15 protein-coding genes are annotated in these 21,587 nt (G+C 69.0%); 6 read left to right on the plus strand and 9 right to left on the minus strand.

What is annotated here, in order from left to right:
• The first annotated feature begins 13 nt into the window (after positions 1-13).
• Positions 14-3,898, plus strand: a complete 3,885-nt coding sequence (locus tag Q0X16_RS01790; RefSeq protein WP_297830017.1) for a YhdP family protein — start codon at positions 14-16, stop codon at positions 3,896-3,898.
• A 93-nt stretch (positions 3,899-3,991) separates the two neighbouring features.
• Positions 3,992-5,431, plus strand: coding sequence for a metalloprotease TldD (tldD, locus tag Q0X16_RS01795; protein WP_297830019.1), 1,440 nt, complete (start codon positions 3,992-3,994; stop codon positions 5,429-5,431).
• An 83-nt stretch (positions 5,432-5,514) separates the two neighbouring features.
• Here the strand turns inward: tldD and yjgA are convergent, their stop codons facing one another.
• Positions 5,515-6,063, minus strand: a complete 549-nt coding sequence (yjgA, locus tag Q0X16_RS01800; protein WP_297830020.1) for a ribosome biogenesis factor YjgA — start codon at positions 6,061-6,063, stop codon at positions 5,515-5,517.
• A 32-nt stretch (positions 6,064-6,095) separates the two neighbouring features.
• Between yjgA and pmbA the strand changes: the two genes are divergently transcribed.
• From pmbA to Q0X16_RS01820, 4 genes are all read left to right on the plus strand, one after another.
• Entirely contained in the window at positions 6,096-7,451 is a 1,356-nt protein-coding gene (gene pmbA / locus Q0X16_RS01805) for a metalloprotease PmbA (RefSeq protein WP_297830052.1), read from the plus strand.
• Positions 7,452-7,518: 67 nt separating this feature from the next.
• On the plus strand, positions 7,519-8,931 hold the full coding sequence (locus Q0X16_RS01810; protein ID WP_297830022.1) for a DUF1800 domain-containing protein: 1,413 nt from the start codon (positions 7,519-7,521) through the stop codon (positions 8,929-8,931).
• Position 8,932: 1 nt separating this feature from the next.
• Positions 8,933-10,090, plus strand: coding sequence for a DUF1501 domain-containing protein (locus tag Q0X16_RS01815; protein WP_297830023.1), 1,158 nt, complete (start codon positions 8,933-8,935; stop codon positions 10,088-10,090).
• A gap of 68 nt (positions 10,091-10,158) precedes the next feature.
• Complete coding sequence (locus tag Q0X16_RS01820) at positions 10,159-10,500, plus strand: DUF4870 domain-containing protein (RefSeq protein ID WP_297830024.1); 342 nt, start codon at positions 10,159-10,161, stop codon at positions 10,498-10,500.
• 198 nt (positions 10,501-10,698) lie between these two features.
• Here Q0X16_RS01820 and Q0X16_RS01825 read toward each other — a convergent pair whose 3' ends face one another.
• The 8 genes from Q0X16_RS01825 to dnaE form a co-directional block, all read right to left on the minus strand.
• On the minus strand, positions 10,699-12,165 hold the full coding sequence (locus Q0X16_RS01825) for a M48 family metalloprotease (protein ID WP_297830026.1): 1,467 nt from the start codon (positions 12,163-12,165) through the stop codon (positions 10,699-10,701).
• Positions 12,162-14,039, minus strand: a complete 1,878-nt coding sequence (locus Q0X16_RS01830; RefSeq protein ID WP_297830027.1) for a CHASE2 domain-containing protein — start codon at positions 14,037-14,039, stop codon at positions 12,162-12,164. Before Q0X16_RS01830 ends, Q0X16_RS01825 begins: the two co-directional genes overlap by 4 nt.
• Positions 14,040-14,050: 11 nt before the next feature.
• Positions 14,051-14,935: a farnesyl diphosphate synthase gene (locus tag Q0X16_RS01835; protein ID WP_297830029.1), complete on the minus strand. Its 885-nt coding sequence runs from the start codon at positions 14,933-14,935 to the stop codon at positions 14,051-14,053.
• On the minus strand, positions 14,928-15,185 hold the full coding sequence (locus tag Q0X16_RS01840) for an exodeoxyribonuclease VII small subunit (RefSeq protein ID WP_297830032.1): 258 nt from the start codon (positions 15,183-15,185) through the stop codon (positions 14,928-14,930). The genes Q0X16_RS01835 and Q0X16_RS01840 overlap by 8 nt, the downstream gene beginning before the upstream one ends.
• 30 nt (positions 15,186-15,215) lie before the next feature.
• Positions 15,216-16,514 (minus strand): tRNA lysidine(34) synthetase TilS, encoded by a 1,299-nt coding sequence (gene tilS / locus Q0X16_RS01845; RefSeq protein ID WP_297830034.1) that lies wholly within the window; start codon positions 16,512-16,514, stop codon positions 15,216-15,218.
• The gene (locus Q0X16_RS01850) at positions 16,511-16,816 is read right to left on the minus strand and encodes a DUF3566 domain-containing protein (protein WP_297830036.1); all 306 of its coding nucleotides are present in this window, start codon (positions 16,814-16,816) and stop codon (positions 16,511-16,513) included. Before Q0X16_RS01850 ends, tilS begins: the two co-directional genes overlap by 4 nt.
• Before the next feature lie 115 nt (positions 16,817-16,931).
• Positions 16,932-17,891: an acetyl-CoA carboxylase carboxyltransferase subunit alpha gene (locus tag Q0X16_RS01855; protein ID WP_297830037.1), complete on the minus strand. Its 960-nt coding sequence runs from the start codon at positions 17,889-17,891 to the stop codon at positions 16,932-16,934.
• A 40-nt stretch (positions 17,892-17,931) separates the two neighbouring features.
• Positions 17,932-21,516: a DNA polymerase III subunit alpha gene (dnaE, locus tag Q0X16_RS01860; protein ID WP_297830039.1), complete on the minus strand. Its 3,585-nt coding sequence runs from the start codon at positions 21,514-21,516 to the stop codon at positions 17,932-17,934.
• Positions 21,517-21,587: the final 71 nt, after the last annotated feature.

The following is a 21,587-nucleotide window of genomic DNA, read 5'->3' on the forward strand; positions in this document are numbered from 1 at the left end:
CAAGGCCTGCCCCATGACCTTCCACTGGCGCGACGGGGTGTCCTGGCTGCGGCGCTACGCGTCGCATGCGTTCGTCGCGCTGGCGCTGCTGCTGGCGGCGGGGAATGGTGTCGGCATGCTGCTGCTGCCGGTGCTGGAGCGGCATCCGGAGCAGGTTGCGGATTGGCTGGGCAAGCGCGCCGGACGGCCGGTCGCGTTCGATCACGTCACCACCCGCTGGACCAGCCGGGGTCCGCTGCTGCGGCTGGATGGCCTGCGCGTGGGCGATCCCGCCGATCCGGTGCGCATCGGCGCGGCCGAGGTCCTGATTGCGCAGTACACGGGGCTGTTGCCGGGGCGTTCGTTCACCGAAATCCGTTTGCGCGGGCTGGACCTGACCTTGCAGCGTGCTGTCGACGGGCGGTGGCAGATCCGTGGCCTGCCGGGACAGCAGGACGGCGACGATCCGTTGTCCGCGCTGGAACACCTGGGCGAATTGCAGCTGGCGCAGGCGCGGATGCGGATCGTGGCGCCCGAGCTGGGCGTGGACCTGCGGGTGCCGCAGATCGACGTGCGCATGCAGGTGCACGGTCCGCGCCTGCGCGCCGGCGCGCGCGCCTGGCTGCGCGCGAATGCCGAGCCGGTGGCGGTGGTGGTGGATTTCGATCGCGCCAGCGGCGACGGCGGCGTGTATGCCGGTTCGCAGGATGCCGACCTGAGCCAGCTGTCCGGGGCGTTTGCGGTGGCTGGAATCACTCCGGAGGCGGGCACGGGTCGGCTGCGAACCTGGGGCACGCTGCGCGGGCATCGCATTGTCGGCATCCAGGTCGATGCATCGCTGCGCGAGGTGGCCTTGCGCGGCGCGGCGCTTCCCGGGCAGGCCACGATGACGCGGCGCTGGCCGGCGCTCGAGGTGGATGCGCGCTGGGCGGGTACGGTCGAGGACTGGCGGCTGCGCGTGCCCCGATTGCGGATCGATGACGGGACGCAGTGGACTCTCGACGGCGCGGTCGTGGCCGGCGGTCGCCACTATGGCCTGCTGGCGCGAAAACTGCCGGCGGCGCCACTTCTTCAACTCGCCGCGCTCAGCAGTGCGCTGACGCCCGGTGCCCGCCACTGGCTGCTTGCGGCCGCACCGGACGCCCTGCTGGAAGACGTCGACCTGCGCGGCGTCCGCGGCGGCAACCTGCGCGGCAGCGTGCGGCTCAGCGGTTTCCGCTTCGATCCGGTCGGACACGAGCCGGGCATGCGAGGCGTCGGCGGCTGGCTGCAGGGCGACCAGGACGGGCTGCGGATGCGCTTCGACCGCAACGCACAGGTCGTGTTCGACTGGCCGGCCGGCTTTGGCGTCGAACACGCCTTTCGCATGGACGGCGAGGCGGTGCTGTGGCGTGACGCCGATGGCTGGACCGTGCGCACGCCGGGCCTGAAGATCGACGGTGGACAGGTGCAGGCGCAGGCGCGCGGCGGGATCAGTTTCCGCAACGATGGGCGCAAGCCCCATCTGGACATCGCCGCCGACATCGGCGATGCGCCGATGTCGATGGCGCACGGGTTCTGGATCCACCACCTGATGCCCAAGGCCACCGTGGACTGGCTGGATGCGGCGCTGCGCGGCGGCACCCTTCGACGGATCCACGCCATCGTCGCCGGCGATCTGGGCGACTGGCCGTTCAGCAACGAGCCGGGCCTGGCGGGTGCCGGCGTGTTCCGTGCCGAGGCGCATATCGAGAACGGCACGGTGAAGTTCCAGCCGGACTGGCCGGCTGCCGAGCACATGGATGCGGACCTGAGTTTCATCGCCAACGGCTTCACCGTCAGCGGCCGAGCGCAGCTGGCGGGGGTGCAGGTGGGCGCGCTGCAGGCCGGAATCCGGAACTTCAGTGCGTCCGAACTCACGGTGACGGCGGTGGCGGGTGGCGATGCGTCGCGCTTCCTCGCCATGCTCGGCGCCAGCCCGCTGCACGCGGAGTACGGCGAGGTCATGGACAACCTGCGCGCCGAAGGGTCGGCGCGGGCGACCTTCGCGATGACCCTGCCGCTGGAATCGGATCGCCCGCATGCGGCGAAAGTGGATGGCGCGGTGACGTTGGACGGGGTGCGCCTGCGCGAGCAGCGCTGGAACCTGGATTTCCAGCAGGTGATCGGACAGGCGCGCTATGACCAGGACGGATTCCTGGCCGACGCGCTGAAAGTCCGGAGTGAGGGTGTCCCGGGAACGCTGACGCTGCGTGCCGGACCGCAGGTGCGGGATCCGGCGCAGGCGTTCGAAGCGCGGTTGCAGACCAGCCACGACATCGACGGCCTGCTTGGACGGGTCGACAGCCTGAAGTGGTTGGCACCGTATGCCAGCGGGCGTTCGACCTGGATCGCCGAAGTGGCGATCCCGCGCGGCTCCGATTCGGCCGCCGCCGCGCCTTCCGTCCTGCGGCTGCGCACCGATCTGGTGGGCACCCGGCTGGACCTGCCGCTGCCGTTGCGCAAGCCGGCGACGCAGGCGCTGGCCACCGATGTCGCGATCCACCTGCCGCTGGAACAGGGTGAAGTCGAAGCCAGGCTGGGTGAGTTGATCGCACTGCATGCGCGCACGCGCGGCGACAAGACCGGGCTGCGGATCTCGCTGGGCGCGGCAACCGTCGGCGAGCCGCCGGCCAACGGGCTGTTGATCGAGGGGAGCACGGACCGGCTGGATGCGCTGGACTGGATTGGCCTGCTGGCGGGCGTGCAAGGGGGCTCACGGGTGCCGTTGCTCGGTGCGAACCTCGGCGTTCGGCACCTGTCCCTGCTGGGCGCGGACTTCCCCGACGCCAGCTTGCGCCTGCAGCCGGCCGGGGGCGATACCGAAATCCTCGTGCAGTCGGAGGGAATCAGCGGCCGCCTGCGCGTGCCCGAGCGCGACGGTGCGGCCGTGGTCGGACGTTTCGAGCGCCTGCATTGGCCGGCGGTGAGTGCGGGCGATTTTGCCGCGGCACCCGCGCCGGGGGCGGCATCCGCCATCAAGGACCCCACGCCGCGCATCAACCCGGCGAACATTCCCGCGCTGGCGTTCGACGTGGACGACCTGCGGCTGGGCAGCACGATCGTCGGGCATGCGCGCTTCCGGACGTCGCCGATCCCTGGCGGATTGCGGCTGGACGAATTCGCCACGACCGGAGGCAAGCAGCGCTTCAAGGGCAGTGGAAGCTGGACCGGAACCGATGCGAATGCGCGCAGCGAGCTGAAGCTGGACGTGAACAGCGACGACATCGGCGCACTGCTGGTCGGGCTGGGCCTGGGCGGTCAGGTGGCTGGCGGCGAGGGAGCATTCGGCGTCGTCGCGGACTGGCGCGGCAGTCCGGATCGATTCAATCTTGCGAACGTGAATGCGGATCTCACGCTGAATGCCCGCGATGGCCGCCTTCTGGAAATCGAGCCGGGCGCCGGGCGCGTGCTCGGATTGCTGGGCGTCACCCAGCTGCGACGGCGGCTGATGCTGGATTTCAGCGATTTTTTCGCCAAGGGTTTCGCGTTTGACCGGATCAAGGGTCGGGGGCATCTGGCCAACGGCCAGTTGCGCACCGACGAACTGGCGATCCGTGGGCCGGCGGCGGACATCCAGGTGCGCGGCGTCACCGACCTGCGCAACCAGAGCTTCGATCAGACCGTGGAGGTCAAACCGCATTCCGGCGGATTGCTGGCTGCGGTCGGCGCATTGGCAGGCGGCCCGGCCGGCGCGGCGGTGGGCGCGTTGGCCAATGCCGTGCTGGACAAACCGATGCGCGGCATCGGCGCCAAGACCTATCGCATCACCGGCCCCTGGGCGCAGCCCAAGGTCGAAACCGTGCCCGGCGAAAGTGTGACGCCTCCTCCGGCGCCTGCGGCAACGCCTGCGCCCGCGGGCAACGCCGCTGCCGATGCGTCCGTGGACAAGGCGGGTTGAGTTTTCCGACTGGATCGAAGGCGACGCCGGACAAGCCCAGCCGGATTTTCCCGGCGTTGCCCTGACTCGATGGCTTCCCGCACACTTGCACCCATGAATGTACTGACGCTTGCCGAATCGCGCCTGCTGGGCCCGACCGGGCTGGATGTTGCGTCGCTGGAACGCACGTTCGGCACGCTGCTGGGGCCGGGGATCGATTTCGGCGACCTGTATTTCCAGCATGCCCGCCGCGAGGCGTGGAGCATGGAGGACGGGATCGTCAAGAGCGGCTCGCACAGCCTCGAGCAGGGCGTGGGCGTGCGGGCGATTTCGGGCGAGAAGACCGGATTCGCCTATTCCGACGAGATCGACGTGCCGGCATTGCTCGCATCCGCGCAGTCGGCGCGCGCCATCGCCCGCGATGGCCGCAGCCGCGGCGCGCAGGCGCTGGCGCAAAGCCTGGGACAGGCGCTGTATCCGGCGCTGGACCCCGTCGATGCGCTGGACAATGCCGCCAAGGTGGAAGCGCTGCGGCGCGTGGATGGCCTGCTGCGTGCGCTCGATCCGCGTGTCCGGCAGGTCATGGTGAGCGTGACCGGCGGCGTGGACACGGTGCTGGTGGCGCGCAGCGACGGCGTGCTGGCCGGCGACGTGCGGCCGCTGGTGCGGATGAACATCCAGGTGATCGTGGAGCACGGCGGTCGCCGCGAGTCGGGCTTTGCCGGCTTTGGCGGGCGTCATGGCTATGCCGAATTGCTGGCCGACGGCAAGCCGGAAAAATTCGCCCGCGAGGCGCTGCGGCAGGCGCTTGTCAACCTGGAGGCGATCGACGCCCCGGCCGGGGTGATGCCGGTGGTGCTGGGCCACGGCTGGCCGGGCGTGCTGCTGCATGAAGCGGTCGGCCACGGTCTGGAAGGCGATTTCAACCGCAAGGGCACGTCGACGTATGCGGGCCGCCTCGGCCAGCGCGTGGCCGCACCGGGCGTCACCATCGTCGACGACGGCACCCTGGAAGGTCGCCGCGGTTCGCTCGCCATCGACGATGAAGGCACGCCCACCGCCTGCACCCCCCTGATCGAGGACGGCATCCTCGTCGGCTACATGCAGGACACCCACAACGCGCGCCTGATGGGGATGGCCCCCACGGGGAACGGTCGCCGCGAATCCTTCGCGCACCTGGTGATGCCGCGCATGACCAACACCTACATGCGTGCGGGCACGCACGATCCCGAGGAAATGATCCGATCGGTCAAGAAGGGCCTGTATGCGGTCAACTTCGGCGGGGGACAGGTCGACATCACCAGCGGCAAGTACGTGTTCTCGGCCACCGAGGCCTACCTGATCGAGGACGGCAGGGTCACCGCGCCGGTGAAGGGGGCCACCCTGATCGGCAATGGGCCGGACACCATGCAGAAGGTGGCGATGATCGGCCATGACCTGGCGCTGGACGACGGCGTGGGCATCTGCGGCAAGGATGGCCAGAGCGTGCCGGTCGGCGTGGGTCAGCCGTCCCTGCTGATTTCGGAATTGACCGTGGGCGGGACGCAGGCGTGAGGGCGCCTGAACCTTCCGTGGGAACGGCCCGCAGCTGCGACGACCATGCGCCAACTTCCGATCGTGCCCAGGAGGCGTTCCCGTCAGGGCGATTCCATTCCAGTGTCGTCGCTTTGCGCCAGCACCTCCCGCAACGCGCGATACAGCTCCCGGAACGCGCGCGGCGGCTTGTTCTTCGCCCGTTCCTCGCGGCTGTTGCGCACCAGCTGCCGCAGCTTCTGGCGGTCGGCGTTCGGAAATTGCGCCAGCAGGTCGGTGAGCGCGGCGTCGGCCGCGTCGCCGAGCAGCGCTTCGCGCAGGGCCTCGGCGCGGTGCATCGCGGCGGTTTCGCGGCGGGCGGAATCGCCGTCCTTGCTCATGGCGTCGCGGATCGCGTCCAGCGCGCCTTCATCGAGCTTGCGCATCTGCTTGGCGAGGTAGGCCAATTGCCGCTTGCGCGCCCCGTGCGAGGTCACGCGCCGGGTCTCGCCGATATGCGGAAGCAGTTCCTCGGGAATCGGCAGCCGGGACAGCTGGGTCGCGGTCAGCGCCGCCAACTGTTCGCCCAGTTCCAGCACGTCCAGCGCGGCGCGGCGCTGCGCGCTGCGGCTGGGGCTCAGGAATTCACCGGTGTCTTCGTCGCGTCCTCGCATCCGTACAGGATAAGCCATAGTCCATGACCCACATCGATGCCATCGCCGTCGCCGACGACAGCCGGGCGCGGCTTGCCCGCCTCTCGGACCTGGCCCAGCGAATGCTGGAAGGTGCCCGTGCGGCCGGAGCCAGCCAAGCCGAGGTCAATTGCAACGAGGACACCGGCCTGGCGGTCAACGTGCGCATGGGAGAGGTGGAAACGGTGGAAGCCACCCGTGACCGCGGGGTGTCGATCACCGTCTATTTCGGCCAGCGCAAGGGCAGCGCCAGCAGCGCCGACCTGCGCGAAGAGAGCCTGTCCGCCACACTGGCGCAGGCCTGCGCGATCGCCCGTTATGCCGAAGACGATCCCTGCGGCGGGCTTGCCGATGCGGCGTTGATGGCAAGATCGCTGCGCGAATTCGACAGCTGGCATCCGGCGCCGTTCGATGCCGACAGGGCCATCGACGTAGCCCTGGCCTGCGAGGCCGCCGGGCGCGAGGTCGATCCGCGGATCGGCAATTCCGATGGCGCGTCGATGAACGCGAACGCGTCGCTGAGCGTGTACGCCAATTCCCACGGCTTCCTCGGCAGCGAGCGCAGCACCTCCTGGAGCCTCGGCTGCGCGCTGATCGCCGGCGAAGGCGAGGCGATGCAGCGCGACGGCTGGTACAGCGTGGCGCTGGCGCCCGGCGACCTCGAATCGCCCGCGGCGGTCGGCCGCAAGGCGGCGCAGCGCACCCTCGACCGGCTGGCACCGCGCCTCCTGCCCACCGGACAGGTGCCGGTGCTGTTCAGCGCGGAGATGGCGCGTTCGCTGATCGGCAGCTTCCTCGGCGCGGTGTCCGGCGGCGCGCTGTATCGGCGCGCCAGTTTTCTGCTCGACAGTGCGGGCACCCGCGTGTTCCCCGAGTGGTTCGCGATCGAGGAAGATCCGTTCCTGCCCCGCGGTTTCCGTTCCGCGTCGTTCGATGCCGAAGGCGTGGCCACGCGGCGGTCCGCGCTGGTGGAGGCCGGCATCGTGCAGCGCTACGTGCTGGGAAGCTATTCGGCGCGCCAGCTGGGGCTGGAGACGACCGCCAACGCCGGCGGCGTGCACAACCTCACCGTGAAGGCCAATGCCGGCGATCTGGCGTCGCAGATGAAGGCGATGGGACGCGGCCTGCTGGTGACCGAACTGATGGGGCAGGGCGTCAATCCGATCACCGGCGACTACTCGCGCGGCGCCGCCGGTTTCTGGGTGGAAGGCGGCGAGCGGGCTTATCCGGTGGACGGCATCACCATCGCCGGCAACCTCAGGCAGATGTTCTCCGCCATCGAAGCGGTCGGCAGCGACATCGACCCGCGCTCGCACATCCATGTCGGATCGCTGCTGGTCGGACGGATGACCGTCGCCGGCAGCGGCTGACCGGCGGCTGTCAACCACTGCGGGCCGGTCGCGTTGATGGAAGCGGACCACATGCAGCGAGGCAGCCATGGGCATCACCGCAACCGGCGCGGCCAACCGATTCGGATTGGGCGCACGACCCGGCGAGTTGCAGCAGATCGGCAACGACCCGCGCGGCTGGCTGCTGGGACAGCTCGGGCCAGCCCCGGCGATCGCCGCCTACGAAGGCCTGCCGGGCAGCGCGGACTACCTGCGGGACCTGTTCGACTACCAGCGGCAGCGTCGTCAGCGGCGTGCCCGGATGGAGGCCGGGGCGACCAACGTGCCCCGCGGCGGGGAGGGGCGGCGTGCCCTGCTGCAAGGCCTGCAGCGCGAGCTGGTGCTGCGGCAGGGCGTGGCCACCTCGACGGCGACCAGCTTCCGCGAGCGGCTGGTGCGCTTCTGGTCCAACCATTTCGCGATCTCGGTGGACAAGTTCCAGGCCGCGCTGTTCGCGGCGCCGATGGAGCGCGAGGCGATCCGGCCCAATGTCACCGGACGGTTTGCCGACATGCTGTTGGCGGTCGAACGGCATCCCGGAATGCTGATCTATCTCGACAACCAGAAATCCATCGGGCCGGAATCACGGGCGGCGGAACGGGGCCGCCGACGCGCCACCGGCAATGCGGGAGCGCCCAAGCGCGGACTGAACGAGAACCTTGCGCGCGAGATCATGGAACTGCACACGCTGGGCGTGAACGGCGGCTACACCCAGGCCGACGTCATCGAGTTCGCGCGTGCGATCACCGGCTGGGGCGTTGCCCATCCGGGCGAGCGCGGTGGCGGCAGCGGCGCCTTCGTGTTCCGCCCGGGCACGCACGAGCCGGGCAGTCGGCGGGTGCTCGGCAAGACCTTCGCCCAGTCCGGCGAACAGCAGGGGGTGGCGATCCTGCACATGCTGGCGCTGCATCCGGCAACCGCCAACCACCTGTCGCTGCAGCTGGCGCGGCATTTCGTGGCGGACGAACCGCCGCCGGCGCTGGTGGCGCGCATGGCCAGGACCTATCTGGACACCGGCGGTGAGCTCGCGGCGGTCTATCGCACGCTGATCCAGGACGACGCGGCGTGGGCACCGCCCGCCCGCAAGTTCAAGAATCCGGACGATTTCGCGGTCTCCGCGCTGCGCGCGACCGGATTGGACGACCCGGCCAGCCTCGGCCTGTCGTTGCAATTGCAGTCCCAGCTCGGCCGGCCGGTGTTCCAGCCGCGCTCGCCGGCCGGGTTCGGCGATACCGCCGCCGACTGGGGCGGGCCGGACGCGTTGTTCAAGCGGGTGCAGGCGGCGCAGGCGCTGGCCGACCGGCTTCCGGACATGCAGGGCAGCACCCCGCTGGCGCTGGCGCAGGCGGCGCTGGGGCCGACCCTCGATGCGCAGACCGCCACCGCGCTGCGGCGTGCCGAATCGGTCCAGCAGGGCGTGGCCCTGCTGCTGGCCAGTCCCGTGTTCCAGTGGAGGGCTTGAGATGAACCTCAACCGGCGTGGTTTCCTCGCGTTTGGCAGCGCCGCCGCGGCGCTGACGCTGTTGCCGAAGTTCGCCCTGGCGGCGTCCTCCGCCAGCGACACCCGTTTCGTGCTGGTCCTGCTGCGCGGCGGCCTCGACGGCCTGCACGCGGTGCAGCCGATCGGCGATCCGGCGTTTGCCGCGCTGCGCGGCGACTTCGTCCATGCCGGCTCGCAGCCGGCGGCGCTGCCGCTGGGCAGCGACTTCGCGCTGCACGGCAAGCTCCCCTTCCTGGCCGAACTGTACGGTCGCAAGGATCTGGCCCCGGTGGTCGCGGTGGCGCCGCCGTATCGCCAGCGTTCGCATTTCGAGGCGCAGGATTGTGTGGAAAACGGCATGCCCGGCAGCAGCGGGACCACCGGCTGGCTGAACCGCTGCGTGGCTGCGGTGCCCGGCAGCGACGGCTTGGCGCTGGCGGCGGTGATGCCGCTGGCGATGCGCGGCAGCGCCGAGGTGTCGACCTGGTCGCCGCCGCTGGGCAACCGCATCGACCCGATCCTGTGGCAACAGCTGCAGGTGCTCTATGCGGCCGACCCCGCTCTGGCCGCCACGTTCGCCGGCATCGATCCCGGCATGGAAGGCAGCGGCGGCGGCGCGAACCGGGGCGGCATGCGCCTGCCGCAGGCCATGGCCGCCGCGGCCAAGTTCATGTCGGCCGCGAACGGGCCGCGGATCGCCTTCGTCGAGGACACCGGCTGGGACACCCACAACGGCGAGCAGGCGGTGCTCGATCGCAAGCTGGCCGAACTGAATGCGGGCGTCCAGGCCTTCCACGACGGCGCCCAATCGATCTGGAAGCACACCGTGGTGGCGATCGTCACCGAGTTCGGGCGCACCGCGGCGATCAACGGCACCGGCGGCACCGACCACGGCACCGGCGGCGCGGGCTTCCTGTTCGGCGGCGCGGTCAACGGCGGTCGGGTCGTCGGCCAGTGGCCGGGCGTGGCCAAGTCCCAGCTCAACGAGGGCCGCGACCTGCTGGCCACCACCGACATGCGCGGCCTGTTCAAGGGCGTGCTGCGCGACCATCTGGGCATCGAAGCCGACGTTCTGGCGCGGTCGGTCTTCCCGGACAGCGGGGCGGTGACGCCGATGGCAAGCCTGGTGCAGCGCGGATGACCGCATTCTTGCGCGATTGACGTTATCCTGTGGAACGCGCACAAGCGCTGAACTCGGGGAATTGCAAAGTGAACGACGTCACCGCTTCTTCAGAAGACCGCAACCTGGCCATGCTGACGCATCTGTCGGGCATCCTGCTCGGATTCATCATCCCGCTGATCATCTGGCTGACCAACAAGGACAAGGCCGACAAAGCCTGGCTGATCGAACAGTCCAAGGAAGCGCTCAATTTCCAGATCCTGATCGCGATCCTCTATGTGGCCTGTTCGATTCTGGTCGTCATTCTGATCGGTGGCTTGTTGCTGCCGGTGGTCTGGCTGGTGAACCTGATTTTCTGCATCCTTGCAGGCGTTGCCGTCAACAAGGGCGAAAACTACCGCTACCCGTTCTCGCTGCGTCTGATCAAATAAGTCAGGACGGTTCACCGCGCATGGCGATGGCCATGCGCGGATTGCGGGAATAATCAAGGCCGGCCCGGGACAACCCGGGCCTGCTTCTTTTGAACGGGGCCATGCAGCTTCGGTGCAAAGCCGGCGGGCTGCATTTTCGGCGTTCCCGGAGGCCCGCAAGCCGCGGGGGGGCAACCTGCGGCGCTGCCGGCGTTGCGCTCAGCCCCCCGCTTGTGGCGTGCAATCCCTGTTGGCGCGGGCCCCGCGTCCGCGCGACCGGCTGGGCGCGCACTGTGCTTCCGGCTTGCCGCTGTCCTGCGGCATGGACGTCCCGTCGGTGCGGTCAAGGTAGGCCTGCAGATCGGCGTACCCGCGGCGATCCAGCGCATCCAGGCGCTTGTCCAGCGACGGATGGGTCTTGTACAGACTGGCCAGCCGCGACGACGAGGACCCCAACGATGCCATCTTCTGCAGCACCATGTAGAACTCGAGCGGGTTGAGCCCGCCGCGCGCCAGGTAGATGCCGGCGGCCTGGTCGGCGCGGAATTCGGCGTTGCGGTCAAGCTGGGTCATCATGATCGCGGCGCCGTTGCGCTCGATGAAGTCGCGCACCATGCTGCCGGCCAAGCCGCCGCCGGTATGCACCTGGCTGAGCGCCACGTCGCGGCCCGCGGCCTGCAGTTCCTGCTTGCGGATCACCTCGTAGTGGTCGCGCTGGACGACGTGGCTGAGCTCGTGGCCGAGCACGGCGGCGAGTTCGGCGTCGCTGGACAGCAGTTGGTAAAGGCCCTTGGTGATCAGGATGTAGCCGCCGGGCGCGGCGAAGGCGTTGATTTCGCCGTCGTCGATCACGCCGAACGTCCACGGCAGATCCGGGCGGCTGGTCTGCGAGGCCAGCCAGCGGCCGACCAGGTTGACGCGGCGCTGCATGGCCGGGTCGTTGACCAGCGGCGCGGCGCCGAGGATGCGGCCGGCAAGCATCGGCCCAAGCTCGAGTTCCTCCTGCAGAACCTCGGCGTCCGACTTGCCGACGATGGCGTCGCTGTGATCGGCCGCGGCGCTGGCGGCGGAACCGGCGGCGCCACCACCGAGGCCGCCTAGCAAACCGCCCAGCGCGCGCAGACCCGTTCGGGTGCTGCCGCGGTTGGCCTCGCTGCCGCCGCGGGAGGCGTCGGGCTTGAACTCGGCGGCATAAGGCACGCTGGTGGCGACCCAGCCCAGGCGCGCGGCCTCGCGCTGGGCGTCCTGGGTACTGGCGCGATACGACTCCATCCGTTCCAACTGCGCCGCATTGAAGCCGGCGGACTTCAGCTGGCTTTCGTCGAGGCCGCGCACGCTCGCGGTTTCGGTCGTGCGGCCCCGGCCGGCGTTTCCGGTGAACAGCGCAGCGCCGACCCCGCCGTTGTCGCTCTTGCCGTAGGCGACCCGTACTTCGTTGACCCTGACATAGCCGGTCTGACCGCCGTCCAGGGCCAGCTTGAACCACAGGCCTTCCTGACCGACGACGCTGACGGTGGCGTTGTTCCGGAGCGTGGTGACGGTCGGTGAACCGAACGAGGCGGCGGCGTGGACGTCGACCTTGGGCTTGGCCACGGTGGCCGGCGTGCCGCCGGTGGCGGCCATCAGCAGGCCGGAGATGGCGAGCGCAAGGGTTGTCAGGACCGTACGGGGGGCGATGCGATTCATGGGTCTTCCTTGTCGCTGGGAGGTTCTTGGTCGAAGTCCAGAGTATGCGCCGTGGCAATGATGAAATCGTTGCTGGCGGCCAGGGGGGATTCGTCGTTGTTGTTCAGATCCATTCCGAGCAGTTCGCGCAGGCGCAGCCGCTCTCCGCGACTGGTGCTGTCGTCGTTGTCGTCGATTTCAGCAACGGAAACACAGACCAGAACCCGGCCATAGTTTTCCAGACGAAGCTCGCCTTCGTTCAGGTGCCGGTAGAGAAGATCCAGTTCGCCCTTGGTCTTGGCCATGACGTCGGCATGGTCGGCGCCGGTCCAGACCAGCACCATCAGGTCGTCGAGGATTTCGTGCAGCCAGCTCTTGCGCTCGACGATGCCTTCGATCATCACCGCCTCGCTCCCGGCATAGAGCTGGCGCCGCAACAACCTTCGGTATTCGCGGCGACCGCGCACTGCCGCAAAGGCGTCCAGGCCCGGGTCGGCGACGAAGCGCAGTCGCGCCATGGTCATCCACGGATTGGCGTGCGGGTTGTATTCCTCGCGGAAGTCGTTGTTGCCGATGGCGCGTCCACGCTGCAGTCCGGCATAGGTCCGGCACAGGCCGAAGCACATGCTGACAAAACCAATGGTGACGAAGATGTCGAGGAAGATGCCGAAGTAGGTCAGGCCGATGAAGGCGATCAGCAGGATCACCAGGTTCACCGCCACGAAGATCGCGTCCATGTCCTCGTGCGGCTCGCCGCGCCAGAACGCGTAGGCGGTCAGCGCAACCAGCAGCGCGGCCAGCAGGTATTTGAAGGCGACCGGCGGCATCCAGATCGCGCCGTTGTGGAGCAGGGCGTCGGTGACCTCGGCCCAGACCTCGACCCCGGGCATGGCCGAATTCAGCGGCGTCGGCTTGCTGTCGCTGATCCCGGAGGCGGTGTAGCCCACCAGCGCCACGGCGCCGCGCAGGTCGGGCGGCGCGGCGTCCTTCTTGCCGCAAACGCGCTCGCCGGAAAGCAGGTCGGCTGCGCTGACGTAGGGCATCCGGCTGTGCTCGCGCCAGTTCACGCGGACGGCGGGTGGGTAGGTGGCGGGAGCGCGGTTTTGCAGCGTCGAGGCGATCCGCAGCGGCAGCGTGGGCAGCCCCCAGTCGCCGATATCGGCGCGCAGGGGCACGTCGCGCAGGATGCCGTCCTCGCCGCGACTGACGTTGGTGAGGGCGGAATTGCGCGCCATGGCGTCGCCATAGGGCAGCAGGACGGCGACCCTGGGGCCGGGGGATTCAGCCTCCGGACCCAACGGGAAGGCGCCCGGAATCCGGGCGGCGTGCAGCGGCGAGGCGGCGTCGTAGCTCTCGTCCTGGCGTGCGGAGGCGAACAGGAAGCGGCCCTGTCCCCCGGCGGCGAGCGTGTCGAGCATGCCGTCGCCGTCGGGATCGTTGGGGTTGCGGTCGATGAACTGCACGTCGTAGCCGACCGCCTTCACCCCGGCGCGATCCAGCGCATCGAGCAGGTCCGCGTGGACCGAGCGCGGCCATGGCCAGCCGCCGACGCCTTGCGCGCGCGTCCATTGCAGCGAGCAATCGTCGATTTCGACCACCACGGTCTTGCCGGACGGCCTGGGCTCGGCCGGGCGCCAGCGGATGATGGTGTCGAACACGCTGTCTTCCGCGGTGCTCAGGCTGCCACCGTGGCTGTAGTCCCAGCCCAGCCAGCCCAGCGCGGCAACGGCAAGCAGCGGATAGAAGGCAAACTTCAGGCGCAGGGCGATCTTGGTCAGCGGTCGCCGGTAGCCGCGTTCGACCAGCGACCAGCTGTCCATGAACCAGACCGCCAGCGAGGCCATGCTGGCATCGAAGTGGTCCAGCAGGCGGCGGATGAGCTTTTTGCGGGCCATGGAGGGATCCGTCAGTGGTCGCGTTCGACGACCGTGCTTGCCAAGGTGGACAGGGCGCCGGTTCGGAAATCGAGATCGGCCAGCGCGTCCTGCATCTGCGCAGAAAGCGTCGCAAGCCGGTCACGGCTGGCCGACACGCCGAGCAGGGCCGGGAACGTCACCTTGTGTTGTGCGGCGTCCTTGCCCGCGGTCTTGCCGAGCGTCGCCGAAGTCGCCTCGACGTCGAGCAGGTCGTCGCGGATCTGGAAGGCCAGGCCCAGCGCGTCGGCGTAGCGGTCGAGCGCGGCGCGGGTTGCCGCCTGTGCGCCGGCGGCGAGCGCGCCAAGGCGCACGGCGGCGCGCAGCAGGGCGCCGGTCTTCAGCGCGTGCATGCGCTCAAGCCCGGCGAGCGCGTCGTGGTCGGTGCCGGCTCCGGTAGCGTCGATGTCCAGCGCCTGGCCGCCGCACATGCCGGCGACGCCAGCGGCCCGCGCCAGTTCGGTCAGCATGGCAATGCGCGGTTCGGGCGGCTGCGGTGCGGCCGCGAGGGTTTCGAAGGCCAGGGATTGCAGGGCATCGCCGGCGAGGATGGCGGTGGCTTCGTCGAAGGCGACGTGGACGGTCGGGCGACCGCGGCGCAGGGCGTCGTCGTCCATGGCGGGCAGGTCGTCGTGGACCAGCGAATAGCAGTGGACCAACTCCACCGCGGCGGCGGGAGCATCGAGGTCGGATTCTTCGGCGCCAAGCGCGGTGCCGGTGGCGTAGACCAGCAGCGGACGCATGCGCTTGCCGACGCCGAGGCTGGCGTGGCGCATGGCGGCGTGCAGGCGGGCTGGCGATTGCGCCGGATCGGGCAGGAGGCGTTCGAGCGTCGCTTCCACGCGGTCGCGCCAGCGCTGGAAGGCAGGTTCAGCCATCGCGGTCCGGATCGAACTCGCGGCCGTTTTCGGGCGCTTCCGGATCGTCCAGTGCACGCACGCGCAGTTCCGCCTGTTCCAGCGCCGACTGGCAGCGCCGGTACAGCCCCACGCCGCGCTCGTAGGCGGCCAGCGAGTCTTCCAGCGACATCCCGCCGGCTTCCATCTTTGCGACCAGTTCTTCCAGCGCCGCCATCGAGGTTTCGAAGTCGGCGACGGCAGAGGGTTCGGGATCGGTTTTCTTGGCCATGCCGGCGATTCTAATACGCAGGTGCGGGAATCACCCCCGCTGCCAGACCAGCCGTGCGGAAATCTCCGCGAACCTGCGCTGGAGCCGGTCGGAAATCAGGCTGTCGCCGGCCGCCAGCAGGGTGCCGTCGGAAGTGAACAGCAGCGGCAGCCGGCCACGTTCCCAGGGCGGAATGTCGGCGCCCTGCAGCAGATGCTTGAGACTGGTCGAATGCGCGCGCCCGGGCAGCCGAATGCGTTCGCCGCCGCGGCGGGGACGCACCCGGACCGGCGCGTCGAATCGGTCCATTCCCTCCAGAACAAGCCGTCCGCCGTCCGGAAGCGGCAGCGCCGCCGCGCCATCCCAATCGAACGACCAGTCTGCGGGCAAGGCCGAAGGCGAAGATTGCGCGTACAGCCGATCGCGCCAGCGGATCAGGCGCGCACCGTGCCACGCGTAATGCGGCTGTCGATCCGGCGCGCCACCGACGACATCGGCCAGCACGCGATGCAGGCCTGATTCGGGCAAGGGCGGCAACCCGAGTTCGCGTGCCCACAGCCGCAGCACCCGGGCCTGCTGCGCGGGCTCGAGCGCGCGCAGTCGCGTGCATGACAGGGTCGATGCCGGGCCCTCCCGCACCTGCGCCAACAGGCGATCATCGTGCGCGAGCAGCAGGTCGCTGGCCTGTTCGCAGTGGCGTGCGCTTTGTGCCAGCGCCGCGTCGGCGTGCGGCCAGCGCTCGCGCAGCAGGGGCAGCACCCGGTTGCGGAGGAAATTCCTGTCGAAGCGGTCGTCGGCGTTGCTCGGGTCTTCGATCCAGCGCAGGCCGCGCGCGGTGGCATGGTCCAGCAATGCGGCACGCGGCGTGTCGAGCAATGGACGCCACAGGTGGCCGCGGTGGAATGGGCGACACGGGCGCATTCCGGCCAGCCCCTCGGCCCCGGAGCCGCGCAGCGCCCGCAACAGGAAGGTTTCCGCCTGATCGTCCTGGTGATGGGCGAGCGCGAGGAGTTCCCCTTCGCCCAGCGCGGCGGCAAACGCCGCGTGCCGCGCCTGGCGCGCCGCGCCCTCCGGCCCCAGCCTGCTTGCAGGATCGACGTGGACGCGGACGACTTCAAGCGCGATGTCAAGCGCTGCACACGCGGCGCGGCAATGCTCGGCCCAGGCATCCGCATCCGGCTGCATTCCGTGGTGGACGTGGATCGCGCGCAGCCCGATGCGACGGACGCTCTCATCTTCCGCCAGCAAGTGCAGCAGGACGGTGGAATCCAGCCCGCCGCTGAACCCGACCAGCAGCCCGGCGTGCGAAACCGGGGCTGCCGGGAGCCGGATGCCGGCGGAAGCGCTCATTCCGTCTCGACGCGCAGGCCACCGACGAACCTGGCGGCCAGGTTGTAGATCAAGGCCTGGATCAGGCCGCCGAGGAACCCGAAGATCCCGTACATGACCGGGAACGCGACGATGCTGAGTACCCCGAGCCCGCCCATCAGTGCGCCCATGCCACCGCCCTGGTCGGTGGCCAGGCTGGAAGCGGCGACCCCGATGACGCTGTAAACAAGAAAAAAGATCACGCCGAGGATCAGACCAAAACCCGCGGCGATGCAGCCGCCGATCTTGCCTGCGGAAATCACGTCGATGCGCTTGATGATCATGTCGTTTCCCCGTAGCCGACCCGTTGCGGCAGGGCAAGCATAACCAAGGATGACGCCGCGTCTTCCGTCTCGCCCTGCGTGACGGCATCGTCCCTGTGCGGGGATGGGTCGTGAATCAGGCCGTGTCGTAGGCGCCGTAGCCGCGCAAACGACGATAGCGGCGCTCCAGCAGCGTATCGACCGGCACGTCCGCCAGCGCATCGAGTTCGTTCAGCAGGACCGCTTTCAGCCGCCTGGCCATCTGCCTGGGATTGCGGTGGGCGCCGCCGGTGGGTTCGCGCACCACCTTGTCGATCAGGCCCAGTTCCAGCAGACGCCTGGCGGTCATGCCCAGCTGTTCGGCGGCTTCCTTGGCCTTGCCGGCGTCGCGCCACAGGATCGAGGCGCAGCCCTCGGGCGTGATCACCGAGTAGGTGCTGTATTCGAGCATCAGGGTCCGGTCGCCCACGCCGATCGCCAGCGCGCCGCCGCTGCCGCCTTCGCCGATCACGGTGCACACGATCGGCACCCGAAGTTCGGCCATTTCCAGCAGGTTGCGGGCGATGGCCTCGGACTGGCCGCGTTCTTCCGCGTCGATGCCCGGCCAGGCGCCCATGGTGTCGATGAAGGTCAGGATCGGCAGGCCGAAGCGCTCGGCCAGCTTCATCAGCCGCAGCGCCTTGCGGTAGCCCTCGGGCTTGGGCATGCCAAAATTGCGCTTGAGCTTGCTCTTGGTGTCGCGCCCCTTTTCGTGACCGATCACCACGACCGCACGGCCGTCGATGCGGGCCAGCCCGCCGACGATGGCGTTGTCGTCGGCGAAGGCGCGGTCGCCGGCCAGCTCCTGGAACTCCTCGCAGATGACCCGCAGGTAGTCCAGGGTGTAGGGTCGCGCCGGATGGCGGGACAGCTGCGAGACCTGCCAGGGGGTGAGGTCGCGGAAGATTGCGGCAGTGCGCTTGCGCAGCTTCTCCTGCAGCGCGTGGACCTCGGCGTCGATGTTCACTTCGGTGCCATTGCCGGCGTGCCTTAGTGCCTGGATCTTGTCCTCCAGGTCGGCGATGGGCTTCTCGAAGTCGAGGTAATTCGGATTCATCCGACGATTTTAACAGTCGCGGGGCCGGTTCCGGGCCGGCTCAGTGGGAGGGTGCCCAGGGCCGGTGGAAGCGCAGGCTGACTTTGCCGACGCCGGGCAGGCCGCGCAGCAGGCCGGGAAGATGCTCGTCCATGCGCAGGCCACGGCCGTCGTCCAGCCGCAGCCGGCCGATGCCGGCCGCGGTGGTGGCCTCGATCAGCACCGGCGTCTTTCCGGCGTGTCCGGACAGGATCTGCTCCAGACGCACCGCGGCGGACGCGACGCGCAGGTCGATGCGGATCGCCACGCCCTGGACGTGCTGGCTGCACAACTGGGCGAAATCCCAGCAGCGGGCCGCCCGCAGAGTGATCCTTTCCCCGCCGGCATCCTCGCGCAGGCTTCCCTCGACCACGAGGATGCGGTCGCGGGTGAGCATCGGCGCGAATTCCGCCTTCTGTTCGTCGAAGAAGCCGCATTCGATCCTGCCGCGCCCGTCCTCCAGCTGGAGGAAGGTCTGATTGTTCCCGCCCGGACGCACGCCGACGACGAAGCCGGCAAAGACCGCCTGTGCCGCCGCGCGCCAGTTGCGGCCGTCCTGGGCCGGGCTTCCGGAGGCGCCGCGCTCGATCAGCTCGGGCGCGGCGGACAGATCGTGCCCGATCAGCGCCTGCACGTCCTCGCGCCAGGAATCCATCGGGTGGCCGCTGAGATACAGGCCCAGGGTGCTGCGCTCGCCCTGCAGTTTCTGCAGCAGCGGCCAGGGGCCGGTCTCGGGGAGTTCGATCCGGATTTCCGCATTGTTTCCCCCGCCACCGAACATGTCGAACATGCCGGCTTCCCGGTTCTTCGCCATCTGCTCGGTGGCTTTCATCGCTTCGGGCAACTGCAGCATCAGCGAGGCGCGGTTGCCCGCCAGCCGGTCCATGGCGCCGGAGACGATCAAGGCTTCGAGCGTGCGCTTGTTCAAACCACTGGCGGACACGCGCTGGCAGAAATCCAGCAGGTCCTTGAACGGCCCACCCGCGTCGCGCGCGCCGGAGATCGCCTCGCAGACGCCGTGGCCGACACCCTTCACGGCGCCCAGGCCGTAGCGGATGGTGTCGGGCGCGGTGGCCGCGAACAGATAATCCGAAGCGTTCACGTCGGGCGGAAGGATCGCCAGCCCGAGGCTTTGCGCCTCATCGAGGAAACCCACCACCTTGTCGGTCTTGTCCATGTCCGAGGACAGCGTCGCCGCCATGAATTCGGCGGGGTAATACTTCTTCAGCCACGCGGTCTGGTAGGCCACCAGCGAGTAGGCGGCGGCGTGCGATTTGTTGAAGCCATAGCCGGCGAATTTCTCCATCAGGTCGAAGATTTCGTCGGCCTTGGCCGCGCTCACGCCGCCCTTGGCCGCGCCTTCGCGGAAGATCTCGCGATGCCTGGCCATCTCGGCCGGCACCTTCTTGCCCATCGCCCGGCGCAGCAGGTCGGCGCCGCCCAGCGAGTAGCCGCCGACGATCTGCGCCATCTGCATGACCTGCTCCTGATAGACCATGATGCCGTAGGTCTCGCGGAGCATGGCTTCGGTGCGGGGGTCCGGATACTCGAAGCGTTCCTTGCCGTGCTTGCGCGCCACGAACGAGGGGATCGTGTCCATCGGTCCGGGACGGTAAAGCGCGTTCAGCGCAATCAGGTCCTCGAAGCGGTCGGGTTTGGCGTCCTTCAGCGCCCGCCGCATGCCGCCCGATTCAAATTGAAACACCGAACCAGTGTTGGCGCTTGCGAAGATGTCGCGATAGACCGCGGCGTCGTCCAGCGGGATGGCGGCGATGTCGAGCGCCTCGCGGCCTTCCTTCGCGCGGCGCGCGTTGATCGCCTTCACCGCCCAATCGATGATCGTGAGCGTGCGCAGGCCGAGGAAGTCGAATTTCACCAGACCCACGGTCTCGACGTCGTCCTTGTCGAACTGCGTGACGGGGTTCTTGCCGAGGTTGTCGTGATCGTGTTCGGCGTACAGCGGGCAGAAGTCGGACAGCGGCGATGGCGCGATCACCACGCCGCCGGCGTGCTTGCCGGGGCTGCGCGTGAGGCCTTCCAGCTGCAGCGCGAGGTCGATCAGGTCGCGAACGTCGTCGTCGGTTTCGTAGCGTTCCTTGATCTCGGCAACGCAGTGTTTCTCGTCCTCCCGCGCGCGCTTGCTGCGGCCGATGATGTCCTCCAGCGTCAGCGGGTCGGCCGGTCGCTGCGGAATCGGCTTCACCAGATCGTTGATGAAACCGAAGCTCAGGCCCTGCACGCGGCCGACGTCGCGCAGCACCGCCTTTGCCGCCATCGTGCCGTAGGTGATGATCTGCGAAACGCGGTCACGGCCGTACTTGCGGGCGACGTATTCGATGACCTCGTCGCGGCGGTCCATGCAGAAGTCGATGTCGAAGTCCGGCATCGACACGCGCTCGGGATTGAGGAAGCGCTCGAAGAGCAGGTTGTAGGGCAGCGGATCGAGGTCGGTGATCTGCAGCGCCCACGCCACCAGCGAGCCGGCGCCGGAGCCGCGGCCGGGGCCGATCGGGATGCCCTGATTTTTCCCCCACTGGATGAAGTCGGCCACGATCAGGAAGTAGCCGGGGAAGCCCATCTTGATGATGGTGTCGAGCTCGAATTCGAGCCGCGCGTCGTAGTCTTCGCGGGTCTTCCCCGGCGCGAGCGGATTCTTCTCCAGCCGCATGGCCAGCCCCTCGCGGGCCTGGCTGCGGATCCAGCTCTCCAGCGTCTCGTCCGATGGCACCGGATAGGCGGGCAGGTGGTATTTCCCGAATTCGAGCCGGAGATTGCAGCGTTGGGCGAGCGCGACGGTGTTGTCGAGCGCGTCGGGCACGTCGGCGAACAGGGCCGCCATTTCGTCGCCGGTTCGCAGATATTGCTCGGCGCTGTACTCGCGCGGCCGACGCGGGTCGTTCAATGTCCGGCCGCTGGCAATGCAGACGCGCGCCTCGTGCGCCTCGAAGCCGGTGGCATCCAGCATGCACACGTCGTTGCTGGCAATCACCGGCAGGCCAAGTTTTCCCGAGGCGTGCAGGGCGAAACGGTTGAACGCCTCCTCACCCTCGCGGCCGGTGCGGGTCAGTTCCAGATGCAGGTCGTCGCCGAACACCTCGCGCCATTCGGCCAGTTCGGCCTCGGCCTGTTCGTGACGATGTGCCGCGGACAGCCTGCCGGCGAGGCTGTGTCGACCGGCAATGGCGAACAGCCCGCGGTGGTCGTCGCGCAGCCATTCGGGGTCGATGGCCACGCAGTCGCCGCGCCAGCCTTCCAGCCACGCGCGGCTGAGCAGACGCGACAGGCTCAGGTAGCCATCGCGATCGCGACACAGCAGGGTCAGCAGCGAGGGAACATCGCTCCCATCGGCAACCAGCACGTCGGCACCGGCGATCGGCTTGATGCCCACGGTTTCCGCCGCCTTGTAGAACTTGACCAGCGCGAACAGGTTGTTGCGGTCGGTGACGGCCAGCGCCGGCAGCCCCAGCTCCACCGCCCGGCTGAGGAGGTTGGGCCGGTCGCCGGCCTTTTCCGGGCGCGCGTAGTCCGGCTTCTCGGGCACGCGGATGGTCGAATCCACGAGCGAGAACTCGGTATGCAGGTGCAGGTGGACGAAACGTGCGGGCATCGTGCTTCCGCGGGCTGAACCCGCAGGTTAGGGCGGCATCCGGGCGGGGACAAGGACTTGACAGGCCTGTG

The sequence above is a fragment of the Thermomonas sp. genome, assembly GCF_025993755.1.
GTDB lineage: Bacteria > Pseudomonadota > Gammaproteobacteria > Xanthomonadales > Xanthomonadaceae > Thermomonas.

Excerpts from the sequence above, each read along its gene's own strand:
- Q0X16_RS01790 (WP_297830017.1), top strand. The coding sequence starts at position 14 with ATGACCTTCCACTGGCGCGACGGGGTGTCCTGGCTGCGGCGCTACGCG.
- tldD (WP_297830019.1), top strand. The coding sequence starts at position 3,992 with ATGAATGTACTGACGCTTGCCGAATCGCGCCTGCTGGGCCCGACCGGG.
- yjgA (WP_297830020.1), bottom strand. The coding sequence starts at position 6,063 with ATGCGAGGACGCGACGAAGACACCGGTGAATTCCTGAGCCCCAGCCGC.
- Q0X16_RS01810 (WP_297830022.1), top strand. The coding sequence starts at position 7,519 with ATGGGCATCACCGCAACCGGCGCGGCCAACCGATTCGGATTGGGCGCA.
- Q0X16_RS01815 (WP_297830023.1), top strand. The coding sequence starts at position 8,933 with ATGAACCTCAACCGGCGTGGTTTCCTCGCGTTTGGCAGCGCCGCCGCG.
- Q0X16_RS01825 (WP_297830026.1), bottom strand. The coding sequence starts at position 12,165 with ATGAATCGCATCGCCCCCCGTACGGTCCTGACAACCCTTGCGCTCGCC.
- Q0X16_RS01830 (WP_297830027.1), bottom strand. The coding sequence starts at position 14,039 with ATGGCCCGCAAAAAGCTCATCCGCCGCCTGCTGGACCACTTCGATGCC.
- Q0X16_RS01835 (WP_297830029.1), bottom strand. The coding sequence starts at position 14,935 with ATGGCTGAACCTGCCTTCCAGCGCTGGCGCGACCGCGTGGAAGCGACG.
- Q0X16_RS01840 (WP_297830032.1), bottom strand. The coding sequence starts at position 15,185 with ATGGCCAAGAAAACCGATCCCGAACCCTCTGCCGTCGCCGACTTCGAA.
- tilS (WP_297830034.1), bottom strand. The coding sequence starts at position 16,514 with ATGAGCGCTTCCGCCGGCATCCGGCTCCCGGCAGCCCCGGTTTCGCAC.
- Q0X16_RS01850 (WP_297830036.1), bottom strand. The coding sequence starts at position 16,816 with ATGATCATCAAGCGCATCGACGTGATTTCCGCAGGCAAGATCGGCGGC.
- Q0X16_RS01855 (WP_297830037.1), bottom strand. The coding sequence starts at position 17,891 with ATGAATCCGAATTACCTCGACTTCGAGAAGCCCATCGCCGACCTGGAG.
- dnaE (WP_297830039.1), bottom strand. The coding sequence starts at position 21,516 with ATGCCCGCACGTTTCGTCCACCTGCACCTGCATACCGAGTTCTCGCTC.